This is a genomic window from Mycoplana dimorpha, from assembly GCF_003046475.1.
GTDB lineage: Bacteria > Pseudomonadota > Alphaproteobacteria > Rhizobiales > Rhizobiaceae > Mycoplana > Mycoplana dimorpha.
Genome location: NZ_PZZZ01000001.1, coordinates 265,610 through 290,726 on the forward strand (window position 1 = coordinate 265,610; position 25,117 = coordinate 290,726).

The 25,117-nt window shown below is 65.4% G+C and carries 25 protein-coding genes; 11 read left to right on the forward strand and 14 right to left on the reverse strand.

From position 1 onward, the window contains the following. Window positions 1–107: 107 nt before the first annotated feature. On the reverse strand, window positions 108–614 hold the full coding sequence (locus C7449_RS01265) for a DJ-1/PfpI family protein (protein ID WP_374828285.1): 507 nt from the start codon (window positions 612–614) through the stop codon (window positions 108–110). A 196-nt stretch (window positions 615–810) separates the two neighbouring features. After that, complete coding sequence (locus C7449_RS01270) at window positions 811–1,308, reverse strand: GNAT family N-acetyltransferase (RefSeq protein ID WP_108000971.1); 498 nt, start codon at window positions 1,306–1,308, stop codon at window positions 811–813. Between C7449_RS01270 and C7449_RS21510 the strand changes: the two genes are divergently transcribed. Beyond that, window positions 1,298–1,573 carry a hypothetical protein gene (locus C7449_RS21510; protein ID WP_146165029.1) on the forward strand — a complete coding sequence of 92 codons (276 nt, stop codon included), beginning with the start codon at window positions 1,298–1,300 and terminating at the stop codon, window positions 1,571–1,573. The two genes, C7449_RS01270 and C7449_RS21510, sit on opposite strands and share 11 nt — an antisense overlap. Before the next feature lie 74 nt (window positions 1,574–1,647). Here C7449_RS21510 and C7449_RS01280 read toward each other — a convergent pair whose 3' ends face one another. After that, window positions 1,648–3,984 carry a glucose/quinate/shikimate family membrane-bound PQQ-dependent dehydrogenase gene (locus C7449_RS01280; RefSeq protein WP_108001387.1) on the reverse strand — a complete coding sequence of 779 codons (2,337 nt, stop codon included), beginning with the start codon at window positions 3,982–3,984 and terminating at the stop codon, window positions 1,648–1,650. Window positions 3,985–4,328: 344 nt separating this feature from the next. Here C7449_RS01280 and C7449_RS01285 point away from each other — a divergent pair, with 344 nt between their 5' ends. Beyond that, entirely contained in the window at window positions 4,329–6,881 is a 2,553-nt protein-coding gene (locus C7449_RS01285; RefSeq protein WP_108000973.1) for an arylsulfatase, read from the forward strand. A 132-nt stretch (window positions 6,882–7,013) separates the two neighbouring features. On the opposite strand, the gene C7449_RS01290 is transcribed toward C7449_RS01285, so the two are convergent. From C7449_RS01290 to C7449_RS01300, 3 genes are all read right to left on the reverse strand, one after another. Further along, window positions 7,014–8,528, reverse strand: a complete 1,515-nt coding sequence (locus C7449_RS01290; RefSeq protein ID WP_108000974.1) for a protein adenylyltransferase SelO — start codon at window positions 8,526–8,528, stop codon at window positions 7,014–7,016. 171 nt (window positions 8,529–8,699) lie between these two features. Further along, window positions 8,700–8,897, reverse strand: a complete 198-nt coding sequence (locus C7449_RS01295) for a hypothetical protein (RefSeq protein ID WP_108000975.1) — start codon at window positions 8,895–8,897, stop codon at window positions 8,700–8,702. A gap of 25 nt (window positions 8,898–8,922) precedes the next feature. Further along, a complete protein-coding gene (locus C7449_RS01300; protein WP_170115755.1) occupies window positions 8,923–9,879 on the reverse strand; it encodes a homocysteine S-methyltransferase family protein in 957 nt (318 codons plus the stop codon). 335 nt (window positions 9,880–10,214) lie between these two features. On the opposite strand from C7449_RS01300, the gene C7449_RS01305 reads away from it, so the two are divergent. Then, complete coding sequence (locus C7449_RS01305; RefSeq protein ID WP_108000977.1) at window positions 10,215–10,868, forward strand: TetR/AcrR family transcriptional regulator; 654 nt, start codon at window positions 10,215–10,217, stop codon at window positions 10,866–10,868. A 57-nt stretch (window positions 10,869–10,925) separates the two neighbouring features. On the opposite strand, the gene C7449_RS01310 is transcribed toward C7449_RS01305, so the two are convergent. The 5 genes from C7449_RS01310 to C7449_RS01330 form a co-directional block, all read right to left on the reverse strand. Then, window positions 10,926–11,348 carry a type II toxin-antitoxin system VapC family toxin gene (locus tag C7449_RS01310; RefSeq protein ID WP_108000978.1) on the reverse strand — a complete coding sequence of 141 codons (423 nt, stop codon included), beginning with the start codon at window positions 11,346–11,348 and terminating at the stop codon, window positions 10,926–10,928. After that, window positions 11,345–11,584, reverse strand: a complete 240-nt coding sequence (locus C7449_RS01315; RefSeq protein WP_108000979.1) for a FitA-like ribbon-helix-helix domain-containing protein — start codon at window positions 11,582–11,584, stop codon at window positions 11,345–11,347. Before C7449_RS01315 ends, C7449_RS01310 begins: the two co-directional genes overlap by 4 nt. Before the next feature lie 75 nt (window positions 11,585–11,659). Continuing rightward, window positions 11,660–13,753 (reverse strand): S9 family peptidase, encoded by a 2,094-nt coding sequence (locus C7449_RS01320; RefSeq protein ID WP_170115756.1) that lies wholly within the window; start codon window positions 13,751–13,753, stop codon window positions 11,660–11,662. A 269-nt stretch (window positions 13,754–14,022) separates the two neighbouring features. Then, window positions 14,023–14,601, reverse strand: coding sequence for a YceI family protein (locus C7449_RS01325; protein ID WP_108000980.1), 579 nt, complete (start codon window positions 14,599–14,601; stop codon window positions 14,023–14,025). Beyond that, window positions 14,598–15,224, reverse strand: coding sequence for a cytochrome b (locus C7449_RS01330; RefSeq protein ID WP_108001389.1), 627 nt, complete (start codon window positions 15,222–15,224; stop codon window positions 14,598–14,600). The genes C7449_RS01325 and C7449_RS01330 overlap by 4 nt, the downstream gene beginning before the upstream one ends. 240 nt (window positions 15,225–15,464) lie before the next feature. Between C7449_RS01330 and C7449_RS01335 the strand changes: the two genes are divergently transcribed. After that, a complete protein-coding gene (locus C7449_RS01335) occupies window positions 15,465–16,202 on the forward strand; it encodes a polysaccharide deacetylase family protein (RefSeq protein WP_108000981.1) in 738 nt (245 codons plus the stop codon). A 25-nt stretch (window positions 16,203–16,227) separates the two neighbouring features. Here the strand turns inward: C7449_RS01335 and C7449_RS01340 are convergent, their stop codons facing one another. Together C7449_RS01340 and C7449_RS01345 are read right to left on the reverse strand one after the other, a co-directional pair. Continuing rightward, window positions 16,228–17,334, reverse strand: a complete 1,107-nt coding sequence (locus C7449_RS01340; RefSeq protein WP_108000982.1) for an AI-2E family transporter — start codon at window positions 17,332–17,334, stop codon at window positions 16,228–16,230. 100 nt (window positions 17,335–17,434) lie between these two features. Beyond that, window positions 17,435–18,310, reverse strand: coding sequence for a VOC family protein (locus C7449_RS01345; RefSeq protein WP_108000983.1), 876 nt, complete (start codon window positions 18,308–18,310; stop codon window positions 17,435–17,437). A gap of 324 nt (window positions 18,311–18,634) precedes the next feature. Between C7449_RS01345 and C7449_RS01350 the strand changes: the two genes are divergently transcribed. The 4 genes from C7449_RS01350 (at window position 18,635) to C7449_RS01365 (ending at window position 21,090) form a co-directional block, all read left to right on the forward strand. Then, a complete protein-coding gene (locus C7449_RS01350) occupies window positions 18,635–19,060 on the forward strand; it encodes a universal stress protein (RefSeq protein WP_108000984.1) in 426 nt (141 codons plus the stop codon). 63 nt (window positions 19,061–19,123) lie between these two features. Continuing rightward, window positions 19,124–19,444 carry a TraR/DksA family transcriptional regulator gene (locus tag C7449_RS01355; RefSeq protein WP_108000985.1) on the forward strand — a complete coding sequence of 107 codons (321 nt, stop codon included), beginning with the start codon at window positions 19,124–19,126 and terminating at the stop codon, window positions 19,442–19,444. A 318-nt stretch (window positions 19,445–19,762) separates the two neighbouring features. After that, the gene (gene trhA / locus C7449_RS01360; protein ID WP_108000986.1) at window positions 19,763–20,413 is read left to right on the forward strand and encodes a PAQR family membrane homeostasis protein TrhA; all 651 of its coding nucleotides are present in this window, start codon (window positions 19,763–19,765) and stop codon (window positions 20,411–20,413) included. A 164-nt stretch (window positions 20,414–20,577) separates the two neighbouring features. After that, window positions 20,578–21,090, forward strand: a complete 513-nt coding sequence (locus tag C7449_RS01365) for a GNAT family N-acetyltransferase (protein WP_108001390.1) — start codon at window positions 20,578–20,580, stop codon at window positions 21,088–21,090. Between the two features lie 46 nt (window positions 21,091–21,136). On the opposite strand, the gene msrB is transcribed toward C7449_RS01365, so the two are convergent. Beyond that, on the reverse strand, window positions 21,137–21,544 hold the full coding sequence (gene msrB / locus C7449_RS01370; protein WP_108000987.1) for a peptide-methionine (R)-S-oxide reductase MsrB: 408 nt from the start codon (window positions 21,542–21,544) through the stop codon (window positions 21,137–21,139). Between the two features lie 377 nt (window positions 21,545–21,921). On the opposite strand from msrB, the gene C7449_RS01375 reads away from it, so the two are divergent. From C7449_RS01375 to C7449_RS01385, 3 genes are read left to right on the forward strand one after another with little or no spacing between them, the layout of a single operon-like run. Next, window positions 21,922–24,321 carry a putative monovalent cation/H+ antiporter subunit A gene (locus C7449_RS01375; protein WP_245414253.1) on the forward strand — a complete coding sequence of 800 codons (2,400 nt, stop codon included), beginning with the start codon at window positions 21,922–21,924 and terminating at the stop codon, window positions 24,319–24,321. Then, complete coding sequence (locus tag C7449_RS01380; RefSeq protein ID WP_108000988.1) at window positions 24,318–24,734, forward strand: Na(+)/H(+) antiporter subunit B; 417 nt, start codon at window positions 24,318–24,320, stop codon at window positions 24,732–24,734. The genes C7449_RS01375 and C7449_RS01380 overlap by 4 nt, the downstream gene beginning before the upstream one ends. After that, window positions 24,734–25,111 carry a Na+/H+ antiporter subunit C gene (locus C7449_RS01385; protein ID WP_108000989.1) on the forward strand — a complete coding sequence of 126 codons (378 nt, stop codon included), beginning with the start codon at window positions 24,734–24,736 and terminating at the stop codon, window positions 25,109–25,111. The genes C7449_RS01380 and C7449_RS01385 overlap by 1 nt, the downstream gene beginning before the upstream one ends. The last annotated feature ends 6 nt before the right edge of the window (window positions 25,112–25,117 follow it).

A 25,117-nucleotide genomic window follows, 5' to 3' on the forward strand; every position in this document is an offset into this window, starting at 1 on the left:
CAGGCACGGCGTGTGTACCAGGAACGCGGCCGATCAGGATGGCATATGCATCTCGTAAAAGTACCCCTGTCTTGCTGAGGACATGCGTCGACAGGTGGCCCGGCCGCTCAGCCGTGCTCGCGGCCGTAGAGCTTCACATAATGCTCGAGATCGGGATTGTGGAAACCCAGCGCCCGGTAGATCTCGGCGGTGAAGGTGACGGGCGCGGTGCCGGGGGCGGTGACGAGGTTGCCGTCGCGGACGGCACGCGGCTGTTCCTGGTAGAGGTCGTGGCCGTAGTATCCCGGCGTCGAGGCCAGGAATTCGGCGCCGTTGCTGGTATGGCCGCTGTGGTCGAGCACGCCGGCCCGCGCCAGCGCCAGCGTCGCGCCGCAGATGGCGCCGAGCGGCCGCCCGGCCGCCTGGAAGGCGCGGATCTGTGCGGTGAGGTCCGGCGCCGCCGCCGTTTCCCAGATGGCGCCGCCGCAAAGCACCAGCGCGTCGAAATCGCCGGGCGTGACCTCCTCCAGCGCCATTCCCGGGGTGACCGCCAAGCCGCCCATCGAGGTGACGGCGCCTGCGCCGGGTGTGGCGGTCACGACGTCGAAGCGGAAGTAGCCGCGCGCCGACGCCATCAGCAGCGCGCATTCCCAGTCCGCAAACCCTTCGGTGAGCCCGATCGCGATCCGCTTCGTCATGGTGCTCTTCTCCTCTGTAGAGCTCCGCCGGCCAGTGCGGCAGATCGGCAGCCGTGAGCCTGCTTGGTCGGCCGCGAAACGCGATTCCTGCGTCGGCCGGCGCGCCGGAGCCGGGGGCGCAGGCAGTCGGCGGCTATCCCAGCGCCTGGACGTAGCGCATGCCGGTGACCGGGCCGGCCTTGAAGTCCATCTGCTCGTAGAAGCGATGCGCCTGGAAATTGCCGGTGGCGGCGCTCACCGAAAGATAGCTGCATCCGGCGACGCGCGCCAGTTCACGGGCGCGGGCGATCAGGTGCCGGCCGATGCCGGTGCCGCGATGGTCCGCTCGGACGAAGATCTGGTGCAGTTCCATGCCGCGACGGCCCTCCATGGCACGGTACATCGGGACGAGGATCGCGTAGCCGATCAGCCGTCCGTCGGCTTCCGCAACCAGCGCGCTGATCCACGGCGAGGGGCCGAACAGGTCGCGGTCCAGATCGCTTGCGGTCAGCCTTGCCGAGTCGCCGTGGCATTCGGCGTGCAGCGCGATCATGTCGAGCAGTTGCTGCAGGTCGCCGGCGCGCGCGGCGCGGATGTTGAGGACCGGCGGCCGTTCGACCGGCGCTGTTTCGAGATTGATGATGGTGTTCATTGCGGGGCTCCTTCGGTCTTGCGCCACCAGGAGCCTGAAAACAACAAAGCCGCCCGGTGGCGGCTTGTTGGTCATGATGATCGAACAGCCGCTCCTATCGGAACAGCCAAAAGTACGTCGCGGCGATGGGTGCGTGCGTGATCATGGCGGCGATATTCTCCGAATCCTCGCCGATGTCAACGCGAAAATGCGGTGCGGCGCGCTGAATTCCACCGGTCCCCAGAAGCGGCGGCAAAGGCGGATCGCCGCGTCCGCCGCCGGGTAACCGGCGGTTGCCGAGCGAGGCCGCAGCGCCGGCCTTCCGTTTCCGCCGGCCGCCCTTGCTATTGGGCACCACCGTCACGGCAGCGTATAGGCGATCACATAGTCGCCCGGCTTGGTGCCGATCGAACCGTGGCCGCCGGCGACGATCAGCACATACTGCTTGTCGCCCGCCGTGTAGGTCATCGGCGTCGACTGGCCGCCGGCCGGCAGCCGTGCCTCCCAGAGCTGGCGGCCGGTGGTCAGGTCGTAGGCGCGGAAGTAGTCGTCGACCGCTGCCGCGAGGAAGGCGACGCCGCCCTTGGTGATGATCGGCCCGCCGATGCCCGGCACGCCCACCTTGAGGGGCAGCGGGATCGGTGAGAGGTCCCGGACGGTGCCGTTCTTGTGGCGGTAGGCGATCTCGCCGGTGCGCAGGTCGGCGCCGGCGACATAGCCCCAGGGCGGCGCCTGGCAGGGGATCTTCAACGGCCCGAGGAAGGGCCCCATGTAGACGCCGTAGGGCGCGCCCTCGTTGCGGTTCAGCCCCTGTTCGGAGCCCTTCTCGCTCTGGCCTTTCGGCGGGATCTGGTCGCGCGGCACGAGCTTCGAAGTGAAGGCAAGATAGGTCGGCATGCCGAACATCACCTGCCGCTCCGGATCGACGGCGATCGAACCCCAATTGAAGACGCCGAAATTGCCGGGATAGACGAGCGTGCCCTGCAGCGACGGCGGCGTGTAGCGCCCCTCGTATTTCAGCCGGTGGAAGTCGATGCGGCAGGCGAGCTGGTCGAACATCGACACGCCCCACATGTCCTTTTCCGTCAGCGGCTCGGGCATGAAGGTCAATTTGGAGACCGGCTGCGTCGGCGCGGTGAAGTCTTCCGGGATCGCGCCGGTCGGCGCCGGCACCTCCTTGATCGGGATCAGCGGCTCGCCGGTGCGCCGGTCGAGCACGTAGATGTCGCCCTGCTTGGTCGCCCCGACCAGCGCGGGAACCACCGTACCGTCCTCCCTGGTGATGTCGAGCAGGGCCGGCTGGGCGGGAACGTCCATGTCCCACAGGTCGTGGTGCACCGTCTGGCGCACCCAGCGCACCTGCCCGGTCGCAATGTCGAGGGCGACGATCGACGACGAATATTTCTCGACATGCTCGCTGCGGCCCATGCCGAGCTGGTCCGGCACCTGGTTGCCGAGCGGCACGTAGATCAGCCCCAGGCCTTCGTCGTAGCTCGACACCGACCAGCTGTTCGGCGAGTTCGTCGTGTAGGTCTGGTCCGGCGGCAGCGGCGTCGTGACGTCCGGATTGCCGCTGTCCCAGTTCCAGATCAGCGCCCCGGAATTGATGTCGAAGGCGCGGATGACGCCCGACTGCTCGTGGATCGAATAGTTGTCGTTGACGGCGCCGCCGATGATGATCTTTCCGGCGACAGCAACCGGCGGCGAGGTCGAGTAGTAGTAGCCGGCCGGATTGTATTTCATGCCCTGCTCGAGACGCAGGGTGCCGTGGTCGGCAAACGAGGTGCAGACCTCGCCGTTGGTGGCATCGAGGGCGATCAGGCGCGCATCCGAGGTCGGCAGGTAGACGCGCTCGGCGCAAGGCGTTCCGGCCGCGGCGGCAGGCTCCTTCCAGTAGGTGACGCCGCGGCAGGTCTGGTGCTGGCGGTCGGGGTTCATGCCGGAATTGCTGTCGTACTTCCACTTTTCCTTGCCGGTGGCCGCGTCCAGCGCGATCGCCCAGTTGTGGGGCGTGCAGAGATAGAGGGTGTCGCCGACCTTCAGCGGCGTCACCTGGTAGGTCGTCTCGCCGACGTCGTCCGGCCGTTTCACGTCGCCGGTCTGGTACTGCCAGGCGACCTTGAGCGTGCCGACATTGTCGGTGGTGATCTGCTCGAGCGGCGAGTAGCGCTGGCCGAAGGCGGTGCGACCGTACTGGTGCCAGTCGCCGGGCGGCACGTCGCCGCCAAGCGGCGGCGAGGAGATGACCGCCGCCGCCGTCAGGTCGCCACTCTCATTGTGCAGGTCCCGGGTCATCGCATAGGCGGCTACGCCGACGGAGATCAGCACCGCCACGGCCAGCGGCAGCAGCGTTGCCGCGTAGACTTCGCCGGTCGGGCTGGTGAAACCGAGCGGGCGGCGGATCGCCGGCAGCATCAGCCACAGGCCGAGCAGGACGATGATGCCGCCGCGCGGCCCGAGCTGCCACCAGTCGAAGCCGACCTCCCAGATCGCCCAGGCGAGGGTGGCGAGGATGAGGATCGCATAGATCCAGATCGCGGCGGGCCGTTTGAGATACAACAGGATGCCGGTCGCCAGAAACGCAAGGCCGGCGATCAGATAGTAGGGACTGCCGCCGAGTGCGATCAGCCATCCGCCGCCGGCGATCAGGGCAAGGCCGATCAGGTCGAAGACGATGGCGGTGAGGACAAGCAGCATGGATGCGATCTCCCGGAAGGAACCGTTGGATGCGGCGGCGAGCGCCAGCATGCGTGGGTTGAAGCTCGTATCCAGGAAAAGCTAGCCCAGCCTCGGCCGGAATCAATGCCGTCGCTGCAATTGTTGCGCGAGGCTTCGGGGATGCCGGTGCGTTTTACCTCGAGGTGCGGATTCGCGCCGCGGCGCAGGTCCGGCTCCGCCGTGGTCGATTTCCCGCGATCAGGTGCCCATGAGTGAGGGTTCACAACCCGATCCCTAAATATTAGCATGCTATGAAATACGTCGGCACCACATCATTGCTGTCGAGGCGTCGTCGAGACGTCTTCCGCGGGGGGAGATCAACCATGCGCTACAGACTGCTCGGACACGTCGCATGTGCATTTGGACTGGCCAGCCTGGTTTCTTTGGCTTCCCCCGCAAGGGCGGCCGAAATCCGGACAACCGGCACGCCAGGCGCACCGGACGCGACGACGACGATCGACGGCAGGCAACTGCCGGCCCCCGATCCCCAATTCGGCGGCGAGATCAAGGATGACGCCCTGAACTCAAAGCCATGGTGGGCACCGCGGATCGTGCCGCCGAAGGGCGCTCCGAATATTCTTCTTATTATCACTGACGATGCCGGGTTCGGCGTGCCCAGCACCTTTGGCGGCGTCATTCCGACGCCAACGATGGATCGCATCGCCAATGACGGGCTTCGTTACAACAACATCCATTCCACGGCCCTGTGTTCGCCATCGCGGGCAGCTCTCATCACCGGGCGGAATCATCACTCGGTCGGCTTCGGGGTGATTTCCGAGCAATCGACCGGATTCCCCGGCTACAACAGCATCATCTCGAAGGACAAGGCGACGATCGGCCGGATCCTGCGCGACAATGGCTATGCGACCGCGTGGTTTGGCAAGGATCACAACACGCCGGCCTTTGCAGCAAGCTCGGTCGGGCCGTTTGACCAGTGGCCGATCGGCATGGGCTTCGAATACTTCTACGGGTTCGTCGGCGGTGACGCCAACCAGTGGCAGCCCAACCTGTTCCGCAACACCACGCAGATCTATCCGTTCGAGGGAAAGCCAGGCTGGAACCTGGTCACCGGCATGGCCGATGACGCCATCGACTATCTGAACCGCCTGAACCAGACGTTGCCAGACAAGCCGTTCTTCGTGAAATACGCGCCGGGAGCGACCCACGCGCCGCACCATCCGACCAAGGAATGGGTCGACAAGATCAGCGCGATGCACCTGTTCGACGACGGCTGGAACAAGCTGCGCGAAAAAATCTTCGAGAACCAGAAGAGGCTCGGGGTCATTCCCGAAAACACCCAGCTGGAGCCCTGGCCCACCGAAATCCTGCCGAACTGGGACGAAGTGCCCCCGCAGGACAGGAAGCTCTTCATACGGCAGGCCGACGTCGTCGCTGCCTATGCCGCCTATAACGACCATGAGATCGGCCGTGTCGTGCAGGCGATCGAGGACATGGGCAAGCTCGATAACACCCTGATCATCTATATCAACGGCGATAACGGCACGAGTGCCGAGGGCGGCCCGCTTGGCACGCCCAACGAAGTGGCGTTCTTCAACGGCATCAACAAGATGCCGACCGACGTGCAGATGAAGTGGTATGACGTCTGGGGCACGGAGCAGACCTACAACCACATGTCTGCCGGCTGGTCCTGGGCCTTTGACACGCCGTTCACCTGGTTCAAGCAGAACGCTTCGCGGCTCGGCGGCATCGGCCAGAACATGGCAGTGTCCTGGCCGGCCCGCATCACCGACAAGGGCGGGCTGCGCCAGCAGTTCATGCACTTCATCGACGTCGTGCCGACCATCCTCGAAGTGACACGGATTCCGGCACCGGACATGGTCGACGGGATCAAGCAGGCACCGATCGAGGGCACAAGCTTCGCCTACACGTTCGACAAGGAGAACGCCAAGGCACCGTCGCAGCACAAGGTCCAGTATTTCGAGATGATGGGCCAGTGGGCCCTGTACGACGACGGATGGCTGCTCAGCACGAAGGTGAACCGCGCGCCGTGGGAGGCCTTCGGTGCGGCCAACCCCGACCCGCTGAACAACCAGGTGCTGGAGCTCTACGACCTCAACACCGATTTCAGCCAGTCGCAGAACGTCGCCGACAAGCACCCTGACAAGGTCGCGCAGTTGAAGGAGGCGTTCATCGCTGAAGCCAGGAAATACCAGGTCTTCCCGATGGATGCGTCGGTGGCCGCGCGCATCGTGGCACCGCGCCCGAACATAACGGCCGGCCGAACCGAGTTCACCTACACGATGCCGATGGTCGGCCTGCCGCAGGGAGATTCCCCCTCCATCCTCAACAGCTCGTACACGATCACCGCTGACATCGATGTTCCCGAAGGCGGCGGGGAGGGGATGATCCTCACCTCGGGCGGGCGCTTTGGCGGCTACGGCTTCTATCTGCTGAAGGGCAAGCCGGTGTTTCTCTGGAACCTCGTCGATCTGAAACGGGTGAAATGGGAGGGGGCCGACGCGCTCGCGCCCGGCCGGCACACCATCGAATTCGACTTCAAGTATGACGGGCTGGGCGTCGGAACACTGGCGTTCAACAACATGAGCGGGCTTGGGAGGCCGGGGACCGGCACCCTGAAAGTGGACGGAAACACCGTTGCGACGCAAGAGATGCAGCGCACGCTGCCGATGATCCTGCAGTGGGACGAGAGCTTCGACATCGGTTCCGATACGCTGACGGGCGTCAATGACGCGGACTATCAGCCTCCGTTTGCTCTGACCGCCAAGCTCATCAAGCTGACGCTGAAGGTGGACCGGCCGACGCTTTCACAGGAGGACGTCAAGAACCTCCAGAATTCTGAAGCCGTCGCAGTCGACGGCAATCCGATCCACCACATGCAGCCCGGGCCGCAATAGCCCAGCCCTTGAGTGGGAATACGGCGAGAGGCTTGTGAGGCCGCTCCCTTTGGAGCGGCCTCACGCATGACAACTCCGATTGGCGGCCGCTTTTGGCGGCACAAGGCGGTCTGGCGTGTCGCCGGCGGCCTCTCACGTGCCGCAGAAGGTTTGCAGGACTTCCTCGCCGGGCTTTGGCGGCTCGGCATAGGCGGCGAACGCCGGCTGGTCCTCATAGGGACTTGCCAGCACGTCGTTCAGGGCCTCGAACAGTGACAGGTCGCCGTCCGTGGTCGCGGCCGTCAGGGCTTCCTCGACCTTGTGGTTGCGGGGGATGAAGGCCGGGTTGACGGCGCGCATCGCTTCGGCACGGGCGTCGGCCGGACGGTCGTCGCGCGACACCCGCTGCCGCCAGCGGGAAAGCCAGGGTGCGGCGGCCTGCGGGTCGGCGAGCAGGGCGGCGAAGGCTGGAGCGGCGCCGTCATCGGCGGCGGCATCCGAAAGCCTGCGGAAGGAAAGCGTGAAATCCGCCTTCTGCGCGTGCATCAGGGCCAGGAAGGCGCGGATCAGGTCGGTGTCCTCGTCCTCCTCGTTTTCGCCAAGCCCGAGCTTGGCGCGGATCACCGCCTTCCATTGTTCCTGGAAGCGCTCCATGAAGCGTGTCACCGCATCGTTCGCCAGGTCCACCGCCTCGCCGGGCGTCTCGTGGATCAGCGGCAGCAGCGTCTCGGCGAGGCGGGCGATGTTCCACTGTCCGATCATCGGCTGGTTGCCGTAGGCATAGCGTCCGGTCTGGTCGATCGAGGAGAACACCGTGCGCGGGTCGTAGGTATCCATGAAGGCGCAGGGGCCGAAGTCGATCGTCTCGCCGGAGACCGCCATGTTGTCGGTGTTCATCACGCCGTGGATGAAGCCGACGCCAAGCCAGCGGGCGATCAGCGCCGCCTGCCGGGCGGCCACCGCGTCGACGAGCTTCAGGTAGCGGCCCTCCGCCTCAGCAAGCTCCGGATAGTGCCGGCCGATGACGTAATCGGCGAGAATGCGGATGCTCTCGGTATCGCCGCGGGCGGCAAAATACTGGAAGGTGCCGACGCGGATGTGGCTGGCCGCGACTCGGGTGAAGATCGCGCCGGGCAGGATCGTCTCGCGATAGACCGGCTGGCCGGTGGTTACCGCGGCGAGCGCCCGGGTGGTCGGAATGCCGAGCGCGTGCATCGCCTCGCTGACGATGTACTCGCGCAGCACCGGCCCGAGCGCAGCGCGGCCGTCGCCGCGCCGCGACCACGGGGTCTGGCCGGAGCCCTTGAGCTGGATGTCGCGGCGGGCGCCGTCCGGGCGGACCACCTCGCCGAGCAGGATCGCCCGCCCGTCGCCGAGCTGCGGCACGAACTGGCCGAACTGGTGGCCGGCATAGGCAATTGCGATCGGCTCGGAGCCGGGCAGCAGGCGATTGCCGGAAAAGATCGCAGCACCGTCGCGCTCCAGCACATCCGCATCGAGACCCATCTCCAGCGCCAGCGGCCGGTTGAACTTGACCAGAATCGGTGCTGCGACCGGGGTCGGCTCAACGCGGGCGAAGAATTTCGCCGGCAGCCTGGCATAGCTGTTGTCGAAGGCGAGGGGAGCCTGCGCGGCATCCGGAGATAGTCGTGTTGCCGCTTCGTTCATGGCGCGCTCGCTTCCGTCGATCGGGGGTGTGGTCACCCTATTAGATAGGAACGCCGGAGGCGAGCGAAAGTGCCGGCAGTGCCGGTCATGACTGTTCAAGGCAGGTTTTCGTCGCGAGGCACCCCCGGGCGGGCCGTTCGCAACGCCCCGCCCGCGGATGGCATACGCGGATCAGCGCACGAAGGCGCGGTAGTGCCCGGGCCTGCGCGGCAGTCGCGGCAGATCGCCTTCGCAGACGAGCTTTTCCTGAAGCATGTCACCCTCCGGCAGATCGACCGGGCCGCAACCCCAATCGTAGTTGGCGCGCTCGAGCCATCGGCCGAACAGGCGCTCCCATAAGCCGCGCGGGCGGCGATCGGTTGTCGACATTTCGGGTTCTCCTCAAATCTTCTCCTCAGGCGCTCATCGCCGACTGCGGCATGCAGGCCGCGCAGATGGCGCTGATGTGGCGATGGTCGGTCCCGCAGCAGCCGCCGAGCACGCGCAACTGCGGCATGCGGCCGACGAGGTCCTGGTAGCGGCGGCCGAGATCGGCCGGATCGCCCGCGTCGAGCGTCTCGCTTTCGTCGAGTTCCTGGTGGCTCATCGTCGAGGCATTGGCGCGGATGCCGCCGATGCGCTTGATCCAGGCGCTGCCAGGATCAAGCGCGTCCGAGAAATGGCTCGGGTGGGCGCAGTTGATCATGTAGTACAGCGGATAGCCGTTCGTTGCCGCGTCGACCGCCTCGATGGCCTCCTGCATGGTCTTGCCGGTCACAAGCCTGCCGTCCGTCTCCACGGTGAAGGCGATGACGCAGGGGATGTCGTGGCGCCGTGCCGCCCGCGCCACGCCGATCGCTTCGTCCACGTTCGTCAGCGTGACGGCGGAGACCAGGTCGGCGTCGGTGGCCGCGAAATTCGCCACTTGCGCGGCGTGATAGTCTTCGGCCTCCGCGGCGTTCATGTTGCCGGCCTTGTAGCCGTCGCCGCGCGGACCGATGGCGCCGCTGAGAACGATCGGCCGGCCGGGCCTCTCGTACTCGGTGCGCAACTCGGCGAGCAGGCCGATCGCTTCCTCATGGACGGCCTTCAGTGCGGCCGCGTCGTATCCGAGCTTTTCGCCCCAGTCGGGATTGGCCCGCCAGGTGGCTGAGTCGAGCATGAAGCCGCTGCCGGCCTTGCCGGCAATTTCCAGATAGGGAACGTAGTAGTCCTTCAGCTTCTGCCGCCCCTCGGGCGTCGAAAGCAGAACGAACGAAGCAAAATGCGGCAGTTCGATTCCTTCGAGAAAGATCAGCGTCGTTTCCATGCCGCCGTCGGTGAGGAGGCGCTCGCCCCTGGTGGGCGGCAGGCCATGTCGGTATTTCGCCATAATTGTCTCCACCCGTTGCAATGTCGGTTCTGGAAACATCCGTGGAGCGGCCCGCCGGCATGAATCGATGCCACGGACGAATGATGCTCGCCTTTCAGTGCTGTCCCGCTCTCGGTGGTTTCGCTCGGAAACGCGAAAAGCCACAGTTTCCAAAACGCACGTGGATTTTTGCCTGTTTTTCGCCCGTGAAACAAGGCGACTTGCGGTCAAGTGCCCATAAGAAAATGCTGAAATTGCGCAAATCCAATTGCTTGCGCCCTGGTTTCAAGCCAAGATTTTCTGCGGCTGGAGCGCCGTGACGCGACAAAACCGTACCATCGGTACACGAGGCGGCGATGCGCAAGGGGGAGGAGACGCGCGCGAAAATCCTGGATGTGGCCGAAGCCGCGGTGCTGGCCAAGGGGTTCGGCGCGACCTCGATCGAGGAACTGATCGCCGAGACCGGTATCACTAAGAGCGGGTTCTTCTACCATTTCCGCGACAAGAACGAGCTGGCCAAGGCGCTGCTCGAGCGCTACCTGGAAAACGACACGCGGATCTATGACGAGATCTTCGGCCGCGCCCGCGAGCTCACGGACGATCCGCTGCAGGCCCTGCTGCTCGGCCTGAAACTGCTGTCGGAACTGCTCGCCGACCTGCCCAACGGCCATCCCGGCTGCCTGGTCGCCAGCATGTGCGTCTACGAGCGCTCCTTCAACCGCGACATCCAGCAGATCAACCGCGAGGCCGCGCTGATGTGGCGGCGGCGCTTTCGCGGCTATTTCGAGGAGATCGTGGAACTCTACGAGCCGCGCGAGCCGGTCGACCTCGACGAGCTCGCCGACATGATCTCGACGGTCCTCGAAGGCGGCATCGTCATGTCGAAGGCGTTGAAGGAGCCGAAGAGCCTGCCGGCGCAACTGCTGCTGCTGCGCACCTTCGTCAAGCTGCTGTTCCGCGGCGGGCGATCGCGGCGGGTCGACGCCAGCGCTTCGCAGTTCGACATCTGAGTGCGCCTCGGAAAGTGGCCGCGAGATGCGGCGCCGGCGCGGCTTGCCGATGAGGCACTAGTCCGGTGCGAAGGGGTTTACGACCGGTACACCTGCCGCCTCGAACGGGGCAACATCCCGAGTAGCGACAGAAAATCCGTGTAGCGTAGCGATCGCGGCGATCTGGCCGTCGGCGAAACCGATGACCCTGCCCGAGGCACGGGCCCGTCCCAGAAGCGGTGCGTAGAGTTTTGCGGCTCTTTCGTCGAAAGGCAGAATGCGGGAGCCGAACAGCACGGACATCAGGTCGCCGAGTGCGCGGTCCAATCCCTGCTTGCGGCGACCGTCCGGGAGCAATTCGATACCAACCAGCAACTCCGCAAGGCTGGTCGCGGTCAGGTATAGGGTTTCCGCTTGCTGACGGTCCAGCCAGGCAAGGACCGCAGCATTGCCGGAAGGCTTCATCGGCTCCGAAATGACGTTCGTGTCGAGAATGATCATTCGAACTCGGCCGGTTCGATCGCCTGCCGCGTCCCAATTTCCTCAAGGTCGAGGCCGCCATATTTCTCGCCGAAGGCCTTCAGCGCCGTGCCGATCTTCTGGCGCGTGTCGGGATTCACCGCGGTTTCGAGAATGTCACGGATCTCCGCCTCGGTGCTGCGGCCGTTACGGGCCGCGCGCAGCTTCAGGGCGCGATGCGTCTCTTCCGGCAAATTGCGGATCGTGACCGCGGCCATTTTTCTCTCCAATTGAAGTCGTCGGAATGATATCACGCTGGAAAAGTGATATCAAATCCGACGATTCCACCGGAGTTACATCTTCCCCGCCACCTTGATCGCAAACGCATATTCGAAGGCGATCTCTTCCAGCCGCTGGAAGCGGCCTGAGGCGCCGCCGTGGCCGGCGCCCATGTTGGTGCGCAGCAGGATCGGTGCGTCGCCGGTCGCTTTTTCGCGCAGCTTCGCCACCCACTTGGTCGGCTCCCAGTAGGTGACGCGCGGGTCGGTCAGGCCGGAGAGCGCCAGGATCGGCGGATAGGCCTGCGCCTTGACGTTGTCATAGGGCGAGTAGGAGGCCATCAGCTTGTAGAACGCCTCGCTCTCGATCGGGTTGCCCCACTCGGCCCATTCCGGCGGCGTCAGCGGCAGCGTGTCGTCGAGCATGGTGTTGAGCACGTCGACGAAGGGCACGGCGGCGATAATACCGCCGAACTTCTCCGGCGCCATGTTGGCGACCGCCCCCATCAGCATGCCGCCGGCCGATCCGCCCTCGGCGATGATCTTCGGGTAGGAGGTGAATTTCTCCTGATTCAGATAGTCCGCCGCCGCGATGAAGTCCTTGAAGGTATTGGGCTTCTTCTCCATCTTGCCGTCTTCGTACCAGGAGAAGCCCTTCTCCTTGCCGCCGCGGATATGGGCGATGGCATAGACGAAGCCGCGGTCGACGAGCGACAGGCAATTGGTGTTGAAGCCGGCCGGGATCGAGATGCCGTAGGCGCCGTAGCCGTAGAGCAGGCACGGCGCGCTGCCGTCGAGCGGCGTATCCTTGCGGTAGAGGAGGGTGACCGGCACGCGCTCGCCGTCCTGGGCCGGCGCGAAGACGCGGCGGGTAACGTAGTCGTCGATATTGTGGCCGGAGGGCACCTCCTGCGTTTTCAGGAGCGTCCGCTCGCGCGTCACCATGTTGTAGTCGTAGAGCTGCGACGGCGTCGTCATCGACGAATAGGAGAAGCGGATGACGTCGGTGTCGTATTCGGCCGCCCCGGAAAGCCCGAGCGAATAGGCCTCCTCGGCAAAGGCGATCTCGTGCTGTTCTCCGGTCTTGCGGTCGCGCACGATGATGCGCGGCAGTCCCTCGTGGCGCTCGAGCCAGACCAGATGGCGGGCGAAGGCGAGATGATTGAGGATCAGCGTGCCGGGCCGGTGCGGCACGACCTCGGTCCAGTTCTCGCGGCCCGGCGTGTTGACCGGCGCCGCCATGATCTTGAAGTCCTTGGCGCCGTCGGCATTGGTCAGGATGTAGAAGACGTCGCCGCCCTCGGTCATCGAATATTCCAGGCCCGTCTGCCGCGGCGAGACGATCGCCGGTTCCGCTAGAAGGTCCTTGGTCGAGAGCAGCCGGTATTCGCTGGTCTCGTGGTCGTGGATGTCGATGTAGATGAAGTCGTCGAGCAGCGAGCCGCCGACTGACATGAAGAAGCCCGGGTCCTTCTCCTCGTAGACCAGCCGGTCCTGCGACTGCGGTTCGCCGAGTATGTGGTGGTAGATCTTCGAGGGCCGGTGGTTCTCGTCCTGCAGCGTATAGAAGAAGCTCTTGCCGTCCGGCGCCCAGGCGCCGCCGCCGGCGGTGTTCTCGATGGTGTCGTGGCGATCCTCGAGCGTCGCAAGATCGCGGACCTTCAGCGTGAAATATTCCGAGCCCTTGTCGTCATAACCCCAGATGCCGAGCGAATGGTCGGTGCATTGGTCCAGGCCGGAGAGGCGGAAATAGCCCTTGCCCTCGGCCTCCTTGTCGCCGTCGAGCAGGAGCGTCTGTTCGCCGCCGTCGCGAGGCTGGCGGAAATAGCGCGGCTGCTCGCCGCCGGTCACGAAGGAAGTGCCGTAGGCGTAGGCGCCGTCCTTGACCGGCACGGAAGAGTCATCCTCCTTGATCCGGCCGCGCATCTCGGCAAACAGCGTCTTCTGCAGGGCCTCGGTGTCGGCCATGGCTGCTTCCATGTAGGCGTTCTCGGCCTCGAGGTGCGCGCGGATCTCCGGGTCGAGGATCGAGGTGTCCTTGAACATCGCCTGCCAGTTGTCGGCGCGGAACCAGGCATAGTCGTCGGTCCGGGTGATGCCGTGGCGCGTGTCCTCGACCGGTTTCTTGGTGGCGATCGGGGCTGCGGGCAGATTGTTGAAGGCGGCCAAGGCGGTACTCCGGCAAATCGGGCAATGATGAAGCAAAGAGATAGAGGCCAGGGCCGGCCGCATCAAGACACCTTCCATCGAAGCAACGGAGGAGGGGCGCTTCCCATAGCCGTCATGCCGGACCTGATCAGACCTGATCCGGCATCCAGTGCGCGCAAGTCGTTGCGCGCGGGAACAGCACCTTTCGCGCCGCGGACGCGGCGCGGCTGGATGCCGGCTCAAGGCCGGCATGGCGGGGGATAGGTGCTGCGGTCCGACGATTTGCCCTGTCACCGCTTGTCGCCGCGGATGTCCATGTCGAACTTGACGACGTTCAGGTAGATCGGCGTGCCGACATCCATCTTGTAGCGAGACCGGTAGACGTCGCCGGTCACGTTGAAGGCGATCGTGCCGCCCTTCAGTCCCTGCAGGCGCACGGCGAACTGTTCGCGATGGGTGATGCCGCGGGCGGTCAGCATGCCGTCGACGATGGCCGTGTTCTCGCCGGTCTGGCGCACGGCGGTCGAGCGAAAGGTCACGGTCGGGTAGGTCTCGGCATCGAAGACGGCGCTGGAGCGAAGAAAGTCCGAAATGCGTTGTTCGGGCGTGGCCACGCTCTGCGGGTAGAGTGTGAAGGACACGGTGGAGGCGCCGATGCTGTTGCCATCGATGCGCATGCGCCCGGCGAACTTCGTGAACTTGCCGTTGATCCCGCCGCCGCCGACCTGGTCGACCGTGAAGCGGATCTGCGACGAGCCGCTGATGACGTAGGTGCCGGCCGCCTGCGCCAGTTCAGGCGCAGCTGCCTGCACAGACGAAACGCAAAGCAGGGCGGGGAGAACAAGGAGTGTCAACGCAACTGGTTTCATTGCTTGCTTCCTTCTCGTTGCAGCGGATTAGGGGCAGGGGAGGCCGGTGCCGCATGCGGACCATGCGGGCCGGGCCGCCCCAGCATCCGTGACAGCACCTCGTCACGGCGGACGAAGTGATGGTAGAGGGCGGCTGCGGCGTGGAGGGCGGCGAGCGCCAGCAGCAGGTAGGCGGCGCCGGCATGGACAAGCGACCAGAAGCCCTCGCCCGCCTCGCTGCGCCCGAGCGGCAGCGGCGGGATCACGACCAGGTCGAAGAAGAAGGTCGGAATGTTCAGCGGCGTGGTGGAGGCGACCGCCCAGCCGGCCAGCGGCACGACCAGGCAGAGCAGGGCGAGCGTGAGATGCGTCGAAAGCGCCGCCCGCCGCTCGACCGGGCCCAGGCTCGCTACCGCTTCGGGATGCCGGCCGACCAACCAGATCAGTCCGCGCAGCACTGCCAGGCCCAGGACCACAAACCCGACCGATTTGTGCCACTGGTAGAGCGAGAACTGCAGGGCGGGATCGACCGCCGTCCGGCGCATGACGAAGCCGAGGCCGACGAGACCGAGGATCAGAACCGCGATGAGCCAGTGCAGGCCGATCGCCCAGAACCCGTATCCATTCACCCGATCACGCCGCATGATACCGGCCTCCAATCGCATCTACAGACACCGCGGGGCTGCGGATTATTCCGCCGGAGCGCAGCACGCCCCACAATTCCCATGCGCCTGTCATCCGAAAGGCCATGGTCCCGGCGCTTTCCTGCCTGAAAGAGGAATTGATCGCCTGCGCTCGATCGCCAACAATGCTTGCCAGCCTTTCCGAGCACCCGTAACAGCGTACGCACTTGTTCCTGCTTCACGCCCCGAGGGCTTCGCTCCATGAAAAGCCTTTTCATTTCCTTCGCCGTCGCGCTGTCGATCTCTACTTCCGCGGCTTCTGGGCCCAGGCTGGTCGAGCCTGTACTGCACACCGGCAAGGACCGCGGTGGGCCCGCGCACGTCGCGCTGACCTTCGATGCCTGCATGGGCCGGGTCGACATGCGTATCCTCGACGTGCTGCTGCGCGAAAGAATTCCGGCGACCATCTTCGTTACGGCGCGCTGGCTGCAGTATAACCCTCAGGCGACCGCTATCCTGCTCGCCCATCCGGACCTGTTCGAAATCGAGAACCACGGCGCCATGCACGTGCCGGCGGTCGACTATCCCACCTCGATCTACGGCATCACTGCGGCGGGCTCGCCGCAAGCGGTGGCGCGGGAGGTCGAGGGCGGTGGTGCCGCCATCGTGGCGGCCGGCGCGCCGCAGCCTCGCTGGTTCCGCGGCGCCACCGCCAAGTATACGGCCGCTTCGATCACCGAGATATCCAGGCTCGGTTACCGGATCGCCGGCTATTCCATCAACGGCGACGACGGGTCGCTGCTTGGGGCGGGGGCGGCCGAACGGCGGGTTGCTTCGGCCCGCGACGGAGACGTGGTGATCGCGCACATCAACCAGCCGGGCCATGCGGCCGGCGCCGGCGTCGTCAGGGGTATCCTGGCATTGAAGAAGAGGGGCGTCCGCTTCGTGCGGCTGGCCGATGGCGCCGCCCCGCCTCCGGCGCCGGTGCTCTCGGATTGAGCCCGATCCAGGGGGTCTGAAAGGCTCAGCCCGGCAGATCCGGCTGTATTTTGTTGGACGGGCGCAACTCCTCCGCGATAGTCATGCCGATGATCGACAGCGGCAGCGCCAGCATTGCGCCGGCGGCCCCCCACATCCAGCTCCAGAAGATGATCGCGGTGAAGATGATGAAGGCGTTGACCTCCAGTCGGCGGCCCATGATCGAGGGCACCACGAAGTTCTCCATGACGAGGTGCACGCAGAAGAAGGTGAAGGCCGGCGCAAGCCCCGCAAGGGTCGTCTCGTGCGCCAAAAGTCCGCCGGTCGCGAGCGCCAGCAGCATCACCGTCACCCCGAGGAACGGCACGAAGGAGGTGACGAAGGCGAACAGCCCCCACATCCACGGCAGGCCGAGATTGCCGACGAAGGCGATCAGCGTGGTGATGACGCCGAGCGAGCCATAGGTCAGGGCGGCGGTTGCGAAGTAATAGCCGAGCGAGCGGTCGATGGCGTTCAGGACGCGAATGGCGGTCAGGCGCTGAAGCCGGTGCGGGAATGCCAGGATCAGCATGCGGCGCAGCTTCAGCCGGCCGGAGAGGAACAGGATGAGGGCGGCGAAGAAGATCAGCAGCTGGATCAGCGCCGGCGTGACGCCGGCCGTGACGATGGTGAGCACGCTGCCTGTCTTTTCGAGAAGGCTGTCGATCGTCACGCCGCCGGTAAGGCTCTGTGTGCGCACGTGCAGCCATTCGAAGCGGCTAAGCATCGGGGTGATGCGCTCGACCGTCGCATTGACGATGTTCGGCGCTTCGCCGACCAGGCGCAGCAGCGGACCGGATAGGGTGACGACTGCGAAGAAGCCCCCCGTCGCAAGCGCGGCCGCAAGCAGCAGTGCCGTTGGCAACGGCGGGATGCCGAGGTCGTTGAGCTTTTCCGCCGCGACGGCGAGGGTCAGCCCGGTGACGACGGCGAGCGTCAGCGGGATCAGGATCGGCGCCATCATGTAGATTGCGCCAAGCGCCATGATGACGAAGATGCCGATAATCGCCCAGCGCGACGCCAGCGTCAGCCCGTCGGGCAGGAATGCGTCGTCGTCATCGTCCGGGGCTGCGACCGGAAGCCTCGACGTATCCTCGTTCAACAGGTTGTGCATGGGCGCAATCCCCCTCGGTGCGCAAGTAACGCACGAGGGGGGATCCGGTTCCTGCGGCGCTGCGGAAGCCGTTTTCAGCGGCCGTGCCGCCGGTGGACCCTCAGGCCGACAGCTTCAGGCCGATCCCCCAGGGATCGGTGAGCGAAACGACGCCGCCTTCCTTGGTGGTCGGAATTCCCAGCTCGTCGAGCTTCTCCACGGCCTTCTGCAGCCTCGCGGCGTCGCTGAAGCGGATCGTGTAGTCGGAAAGCCCGGTCATGTGGGGCTCGCGCTTGGCTGCGCCGCGCGAGTTCCAGACGTTGGCGCCGATATGGTGGTGGTACTTGCCCGAGGCGAAGAAGCTGGCGCCCGGATAGCGCGCCATGAGGTCGAGGCCGAGCACGTCGCGGAAGAAGGCGTCGGCCTGCGGGATGTCGGACACCTGCAGGTGGATGTGGCCCATGGTGGATTCTTCGGAAAGCCCCGCCCAGGCGTCCTTCGGTGCTTCGTCATAGAGCTTCTGCAGGTCCAGCGGCAGCGTCGCCATCTCGACCATGCCGTCGTCCAGGTAATGCCACTCGTCGCGTCCACGATCGCGATAGACCTCGATGCCGTTGCCTTCCGGGTCGTCCAGGTAGATCGCCTCGCTGACCAGGTGGTCCGACGCACCTGTCAGCCTTGCGCCGCTATGAGCGGCGTGGGCCAGCCAGCGCGAAAGCTCCTTGCGGCTCGGCAACAGGAAGGCATTGTGAAACAGGCCGGGCGTGCGCCGGGAGGCGCGCGCGACGTTGCCTTCGGTCGTCAGCGTCAGCAGTGGACGGCCGCCGACGCCGAGCGTCTGGCCCGAGGCGCTGGTGTCCAGGACGGACAGGCCCATCACATTCTGGTACCACTGCGCCGTCAGCGGCAGGTCTGTCACGACGAGGTGCGAATGGTCGACATGGGCCGGCATGTTGACGGCGTGGTCGGGCGAGGAGAGAGGCGTGCCATCGGTCATCGGGGGTCTCCAAACGGATTACGGCAAGCGCCGCCCGCGCCTTCGGGGCGGACTGCGCGGGTCGGCTCACGATAAGCCGACGATTGTCCATCAATATGGCTGTCCGGGATCGTTCGGCAAAGACGGCGGTTTAGAGAAAAGTTGTCAACAGTGCATTGACAATCGATAGCCCGCCGCAGCCTGAGCGATCCCGGAGGCGGTCTGCAACCCACCGTTTAAATTCGTGACTTCGACGCCACAGATTTGTCTTGATCCTTATCAATGCGGCGCGCAGTCTCCAAGAGCAGCGTCGCTGAACAGGATGGTGCCAGGAAGGAGCCAGGCATGTACAGCAAGATCGTCGTACCCGTCGCCATGGACCAGGTGGGGCGCGGGCAACAGATTTTGCAACGCGCCCGCGATCTGCTCGCCGAAGGCGGCGAGATCGTGCTCGTTCACGTGGTCGAAATCGCCACCGGCTACCTGTCGATCGAGTTTCCGGCCGCCATGCTCGACATGGAGATCAGCCAGGCCGAGGAGCGCCTGAACCGCATGAAGGGCGAACTCGGCATTTCCGCGCTGGTCGACATCCGTTACGGCGGCAGCGCCCGCCAGATCATCGCCGCGGCCGAGGAACATGCCGCCGACCTCATCATTATTGCCTCCCACCGCCCCGGGGTAGCAAACTATCTTCTCGGTGCAACTGCGGATCGGGTCGTGCGCCATTCTCCGATCTCCGTTCTCGTCGACCGCGAGCTCCGCCAGCCTTGAAAATCCCGTCACTGCCGGGCCGGCTCGCGCCGCCACGACGCCGCTTATTCGAAAGGACAGCCCATGCTCGATACCCATAGTTTCAAGACCAGGCTCATCGGCCGTAAGGCCGAACTGTACCGGCGCCTGCACAAGATCGAGGGCGACCTTCTGGAAACCCCCAATCCCGATGCCGAGGAGCGGGCGACCGAGCGGGAGAATGACGAGGTGCTGGAGGGGCTCGGCAACTCGGGGCTCGGCGAACTGGCGGCGATCGAGGCCGCGCTGAACCGCATTGAGGCCGGCACCTTCGGAACTTGCGCAAAATGCGGCGACCCGATCTCGCCCAAGCGGCTCGAGGCGGTGCCGCACGCCGCACTGTGCGAGGAGTGCATCAGGGGGTAGGAGCTCTCGGCGTTCTACATGCCCGGCGAGTGCATCGAGTGGCAGGTGCGGCAGGTGCGGCAGGTGCCGCAGGTACCTGCCCGGAGCCGCCACGGCGCCTGAACCGTTACGGCCAATTACCAAAAGTGAAGCCGCTTCTGGCGCTTGGCCACGACGCCGGCCTTGATGGTGGCGTGGTGAATTGGCACCATGACCGTGCCCGCAGGTCCTTGAGGGGCGCTCCCGGCCGGGGAATGGGGCGCGGCAACGCACCGATCCTGGCTTTCCGACGCCCTGAAGCCTGGGACGGGCGGCTGTCCCCCGCGCGGAGCGGTTCGCATGGAACTCGAAGGATTGCGCTGGCAGTATGATCGTCATGAACTGATTGCCGACGGCATCGTGCATGGCATCGGCGTCGTTCTGGCGCTTGTCGGCGTCACGGCGCTGATTTTTTACGCCACCGTCTGGACCAGCCGCGGCCAGCTCTTTGCCGCCTCGATCTATGGCATCGGCCTTCTGCTGTCGCTCGGCATTTCCTTCGCCTACAATCTCTGGCCCATCACCAACCTGAAGTGGCATCTGCGTCGCCTCGACCACTCCGCCATCTACGTGCTGATCGCGGCGACCTATACGCCATTCCTGCAGCGCGGTTGGCAGAACCCGACACTGGCCGGGCTGCTGGTCGCCGTCTGGCTGGTCGCGGCAGCCGGCATCGCCCTGAAATTCCTGCGGCCCGGCCGCTATGATCGCCTGGCGGTGCTGCTCTACCTCGGCATGGGCTGGAGCGGCGTGCTGGCAGCCGAATCGCTGCGCGCAACGCTGCCCGGCACGACGATCCTGCTGATCCTCGTCGGCGGCCTGCTCTACTCGCTCGGCGTCGTGTTCTACGTCTGGCAGAGCCTGCGCTTCCAGAATGCGATCTGGCACGGTTTCGTCGTCGTGGCAGCTGCCGTCCACTACACCGCGGTCGTCACCTGCGTCAGCGCATGACCGTGGCCGACGGGCCCGCGCCCGGCATCCGGCTCCCGCCAGTCTGGATCCGCGTTAAGCCTTGTGAGGCGAAGACACTTCGCGCTGCTCTTTTCAGCCGAGAGGGTTTATCTGTAGCCGAGATCATCTGTTAAGCTCGGCATATCGCAACAATGGTGAACAGGATGGAACAGGCGACGCTGATCCGCGACGCACGTGAAGAGGACATGGCGGCCGTCATGGACATCTACAACGACGCCGTCGCCAACACGACGGCGATCTGGAACGATACGCTTGTCGATCTAAACAACCGCCTCGAGTGGTTCCGGACGCGGCGCGAGCGCGGCTTCCCGGTGCTCGTCGCCGAGCGGGACGGCCGGGTCGTGGGCTATGCGACCTATGGCGACTGGCGCGCCTTCGACGGTTATCGCCACACCGCCGAGCATTCGATCTACGTGCATGCTGACATGCGGGGGCAGGGCATCGGGCGCGCCATGCTGAAAAGCCTGATCGACAGGGCGAGGGCCGCCGGCATCCATGTCATCATCGCCGGGATCGAGGCCGAAAACGAGGCCTCGATCCGCCTGCACGAGAGCCTCGGCTTCCGGGTGGTCGGCCGATTCAGGGAGGTCGGCATCAAATTCGGTCGCTGGCTGGACCTCACCTGCATGGAGCTCTGCCTGAACGGCAAAAGCTGAGCGGCAGCGCCGGAGCGCTGGCGAGAATGACAGCAGGTCGGCTGCGTCACTGTTCCTTGAAGCTCAGCGCCACGCCGTTCATGCAGTAGCGCAGCCCTGTCGGCGGCGGGCCGTCCGGAAAGACATGGCCCAGATGCGCGTCGCAGTCGGCGCAACGGATCTCGGTTCGGTCCATTCCGTAGGAGAGGTCGCGATGGCGCGTCACCGCTCCCGTGTCGATCGGCTGGGTGAAGCTCGGCCAACCGGTGCCCGAATTGAACTTGGCCGAGGAGCTGTAGAGCGGTCGGTCGCAGCAGACACAATGATAGGTGCCCACCTTCGAACTGTCGAAGTCGGGACTGGAGAAGGCGCGCTCCGTGCCGTGCTGTCGGGTTATCCGGTATTGCTCCGGGGTCAGCAGCCTGCGCCACTCCTCGTCGGTCTTCACGACCTTTAGCCCAGCGGTGTCGGTCATGGCAGATCTCCTTTCCGTCAGATGTAGGGGCGTGATCGGCCGAATGCAACCGATCGCAAGGCGTTGATCTTGGCCCGACCGGCGATGCCGCTGAGGATCGGCGATGGTGCCGCGGATGATCTCTCCCGGTATCCGCGGTTGCGATCTGTGTTGATTGCTTCTCCAATGAGCGAAAAAGCGACGCCAATGCTTTTCAAGGGCTGTGATTTCGGCCATAGGGACGTAACGCCAGCATATTGACGAATCGGAAATCTGCCCTGTGCAGGGGCGGAAGGATTGGCAACGATCTTCGGGCGGGCGTCGGTTTGAGATGGCTGTTGCGTTGCTTGGGTTTCCCATCAGCCGCGGACGCAGGAGCGCCACGAAGGAGAGGGGACATGCAGCCGGGCACAATGGTCATGACGTTCGCCGCCTTCTGTCTGCCCTTCCTGGGGGCGGCCGCCGCTCCCGCGCTCACCCGTCTCCTCGGCCACCGTGCCGCCTGGCCCCTGGCGCTGTTTCCGGCCGCGATCTTCCTGCACTTTGCCGGCTTCCTGCCCGAGGTCGGACGCGGCGAGGTGGTCACCGGCGGCTTTGCCTGGGTACCGTCCTACAATGTCAGCTTCTCCTGGCTGATCGACGGGCTGTCGCTCGCCTTCCTGCTTTTGATTTCCGGCATCGGCACGCTGATCGTCCTCTATTCCGGCGGCTACCTGAAGGACCACCCGCACCAGGGGCGGTTCTTCGCCTTCATCCTGATGTTCATGGGCGCCATGCTCGGGCTGGTCGCCTCCGACAGTTTCCTGATGCTGTTCGTCTTTTGGGAACTGACCTCGATCACCTCCTTCCTGCTGATCGGCTTCGACCATGCGCGCGAGGCCGCGCGCCGCGCCGCGCTGCAGGCGCTGATCGTCACCGGTGGCGGCGGCCTGTTGCTTTTGGCCGGCCTGCTCGTCTTGTGGAACGTCACCGGCGTCACGCAGCTGTCGCTGCTGTTGGCCTTCGGCGCCGAGGTGCGCGCCAGCCCCTTCTATCTTGCCATCCTTTTGCTGATGCTCGGCGGCGCGTTCACCAAGTCGGCCCAGTTCCCCTTCCATTTCTGGCTGCCGAACGCGATGGAGGCGCCAACGCCGGTCTCCGCCTACCTGCACTCCGCGACCATGGTGAAGGCCGGCGTCTACCTGCTGATGCGGCTCAATCCGGTGCTCGGCGGCACGACGCCGTGGGAGACGATCCTGCCGGCCTTCGGCGGCCTGACCCTGCTGGTCGGCGCGGTGCTTGCGATCCGGCAGACCGACCTGAAGCTGATGCTCGCCTACACGACGGTCGCCTCGCTCGGGCTGCTCGTCATGCTGACCGGCCTTGGCTCGGAGCACGCCGTCGCAGCGGCCGCGCTCTACCTGGTCGCCCATTCGCTCTTCAAGGGCGCGCTGTTCATGGTTGCCGGCATTGTCGACCACGAGACCGGAACCCGCCACATCACCGGGCTCGGCGGGCTCGGCCGGGCCATGCCGATCACCTTCGCCGCCGCCGTGCTCGCCGCGCTTTCGATGGGCGGCCTGCCGCCCTTCTTCGGCTTCCTCGCCAAGGAGGAGGTATACGCGGCGCTCGAAGGCGACAGCCTACGGTCGGTCGCCTTCACCCTCGCCGCCGTGGCCGGCAACGCGCTGATGTTCGCCGTCGCCTTCGCCGTGGCGCTGAAACCCTTCCTTGGTGCAAGGGTCGAGACGCCTAAGGCGCCGCACGAAGGACCGCTGCTCTTGTGGCTCGGCCCGCTCGTCCTTGCCGCCTGCGGCCTTGCGGCCGGCCTGTTCAGTGCCGCCGTCCATCCGCTCCTGTCCTCGCCGCTGGCGAGCGCGATGGCGGGCGCCCCCACGACGGTGGACATCGGACCGGTCCCGCACGCAAGCCTGGCGCTTCTGCTTTCAGCCGTCACCATCGCGCTCGGCGTCGCCGTTTTTGTCGCGCTCGATCGCGCCCGGGCCGCCGCCGACCGCCTCGTTGCCGACATCGGCTGGGGACCGGATCGCGGCTTCGACCAGGTCATCAGCGGCCTCGTACGGCTCGGCCACCGGCTGGCACGGTGGCTGCAGCCGGGCCTCATGGAGGTCTATCTCACCGTCACCTTCGTCGTCGTGGCGCTGGCGCTGCTCGTGCCGCTCGCCTGGTATGACGAGTGGCCGCGCCCGCCGCTGTGGCCGGCGGACGCCCAGTTCCATGAACTGGCGGTCATGGCGCTGGCCCTCATCGGGGTCGGCGGCGTGCTGACGGCGAGCAACCGGCTGAACTCGATCCTCGCCCTCGGCATCCAGGGGTTCTCCGTGGCGTTGCTGTTTTTGCTGTTCGGCGCGCCGGATCTTGCCTTCACCCAGTTCATGGTCGAGACGCTCTCGGTGGTGATCCTTACCCTGGTCATGACGCGGCTGCGCCTGCAGCCGCGCGACGCCCGGCCGCTCGCCCAGAAACTGCCGGATGCCGCCATCGCCATTGCCTGCGGGCTCGGCTTCTCGCTCTATCTGCTGCGCGTCACGCAGAGCCGCTTCGATCCGGTGCTGACCGACTTCTTCAACCTCTATTCCAAGGCGATCGCCCACGGCGCCAACGTCGTCAACGTCATCATCGTCGACTTCCGCGGCACCGACACGCTCGGCGAGATCGCCGTCGTCATGATTACCGGACTGGCGATCCTGTCGCTGATCCGCATCCGGAAATCCACCACGGCACCCGCCGGCTCGGCAGCCGAAGGCAAGCCCGCCATGCGGCCCGCCGTGAACGTCGGCAAGGAGAAGCAGCGATGAACACCGTCATCTTCCGCACGCTCGCCCCCTTCCTGACCGCGCTGATGCTGCTGTTTTCGCTATTTGTGCTGCTGCGCGGCCACAACGAGCCGGGCGGCGGCTTCATCGGCGGACTGATCGCCGCCTCGGCGCTGGCGATCTACGGCATCGCCCGTGGCATCCGGCCGGTGCGCCATGCGCTGTGGTTCCATCCGATGACGATCGCCGCCACCGGCCTGTTCCTTGCCTGCCTCGCCGGCCTCGTCTCGATGGTTGCCGCCGTGCCCTTCATGACCGGGCTGTGGATCTATCCGAGCCTGTTCGGCGTCGAGATCCCGCTGTCGACGGTGATGCTGTTCGATTTCGGCGTCTATCTCGTCGTCGTCGGTGCGATCACCTCGATCGCACTTGCCCTTGAACGGGAGGATTTTTGATGGAGGCGCTGTTCTCGATCCTGATCGGCGTCTTCTTCGCCGCGGCCGTCTACTTGATGCTGTCGAAGTTCCTGGTGCGCATCCTGCTCGGCGTCGCCATCTTCGGCAATGCGGTCAACCTTTTGCTGTTTACCGCCGGACGGCTGGTGCCCGAGGTGCCGCCGATCATCGCCGCCGGCCTCGACCGGCAGTTGGCGGTTACCGCCAATCCGCTGCCGCAGGCGCTGATCCTGACGGCGATCGTCATCTCGTTCTCGTTCTTCGCCTTCCTGCTGGTGCTGTCCTACCGTGCCTTCCAGGACCTCAAGACCGACAACGTCAACGAAATGCGCGTTGCCGAGCCCGCAGCCGAGGCTGCGCCCCCGACCGGTTACTAGGACATT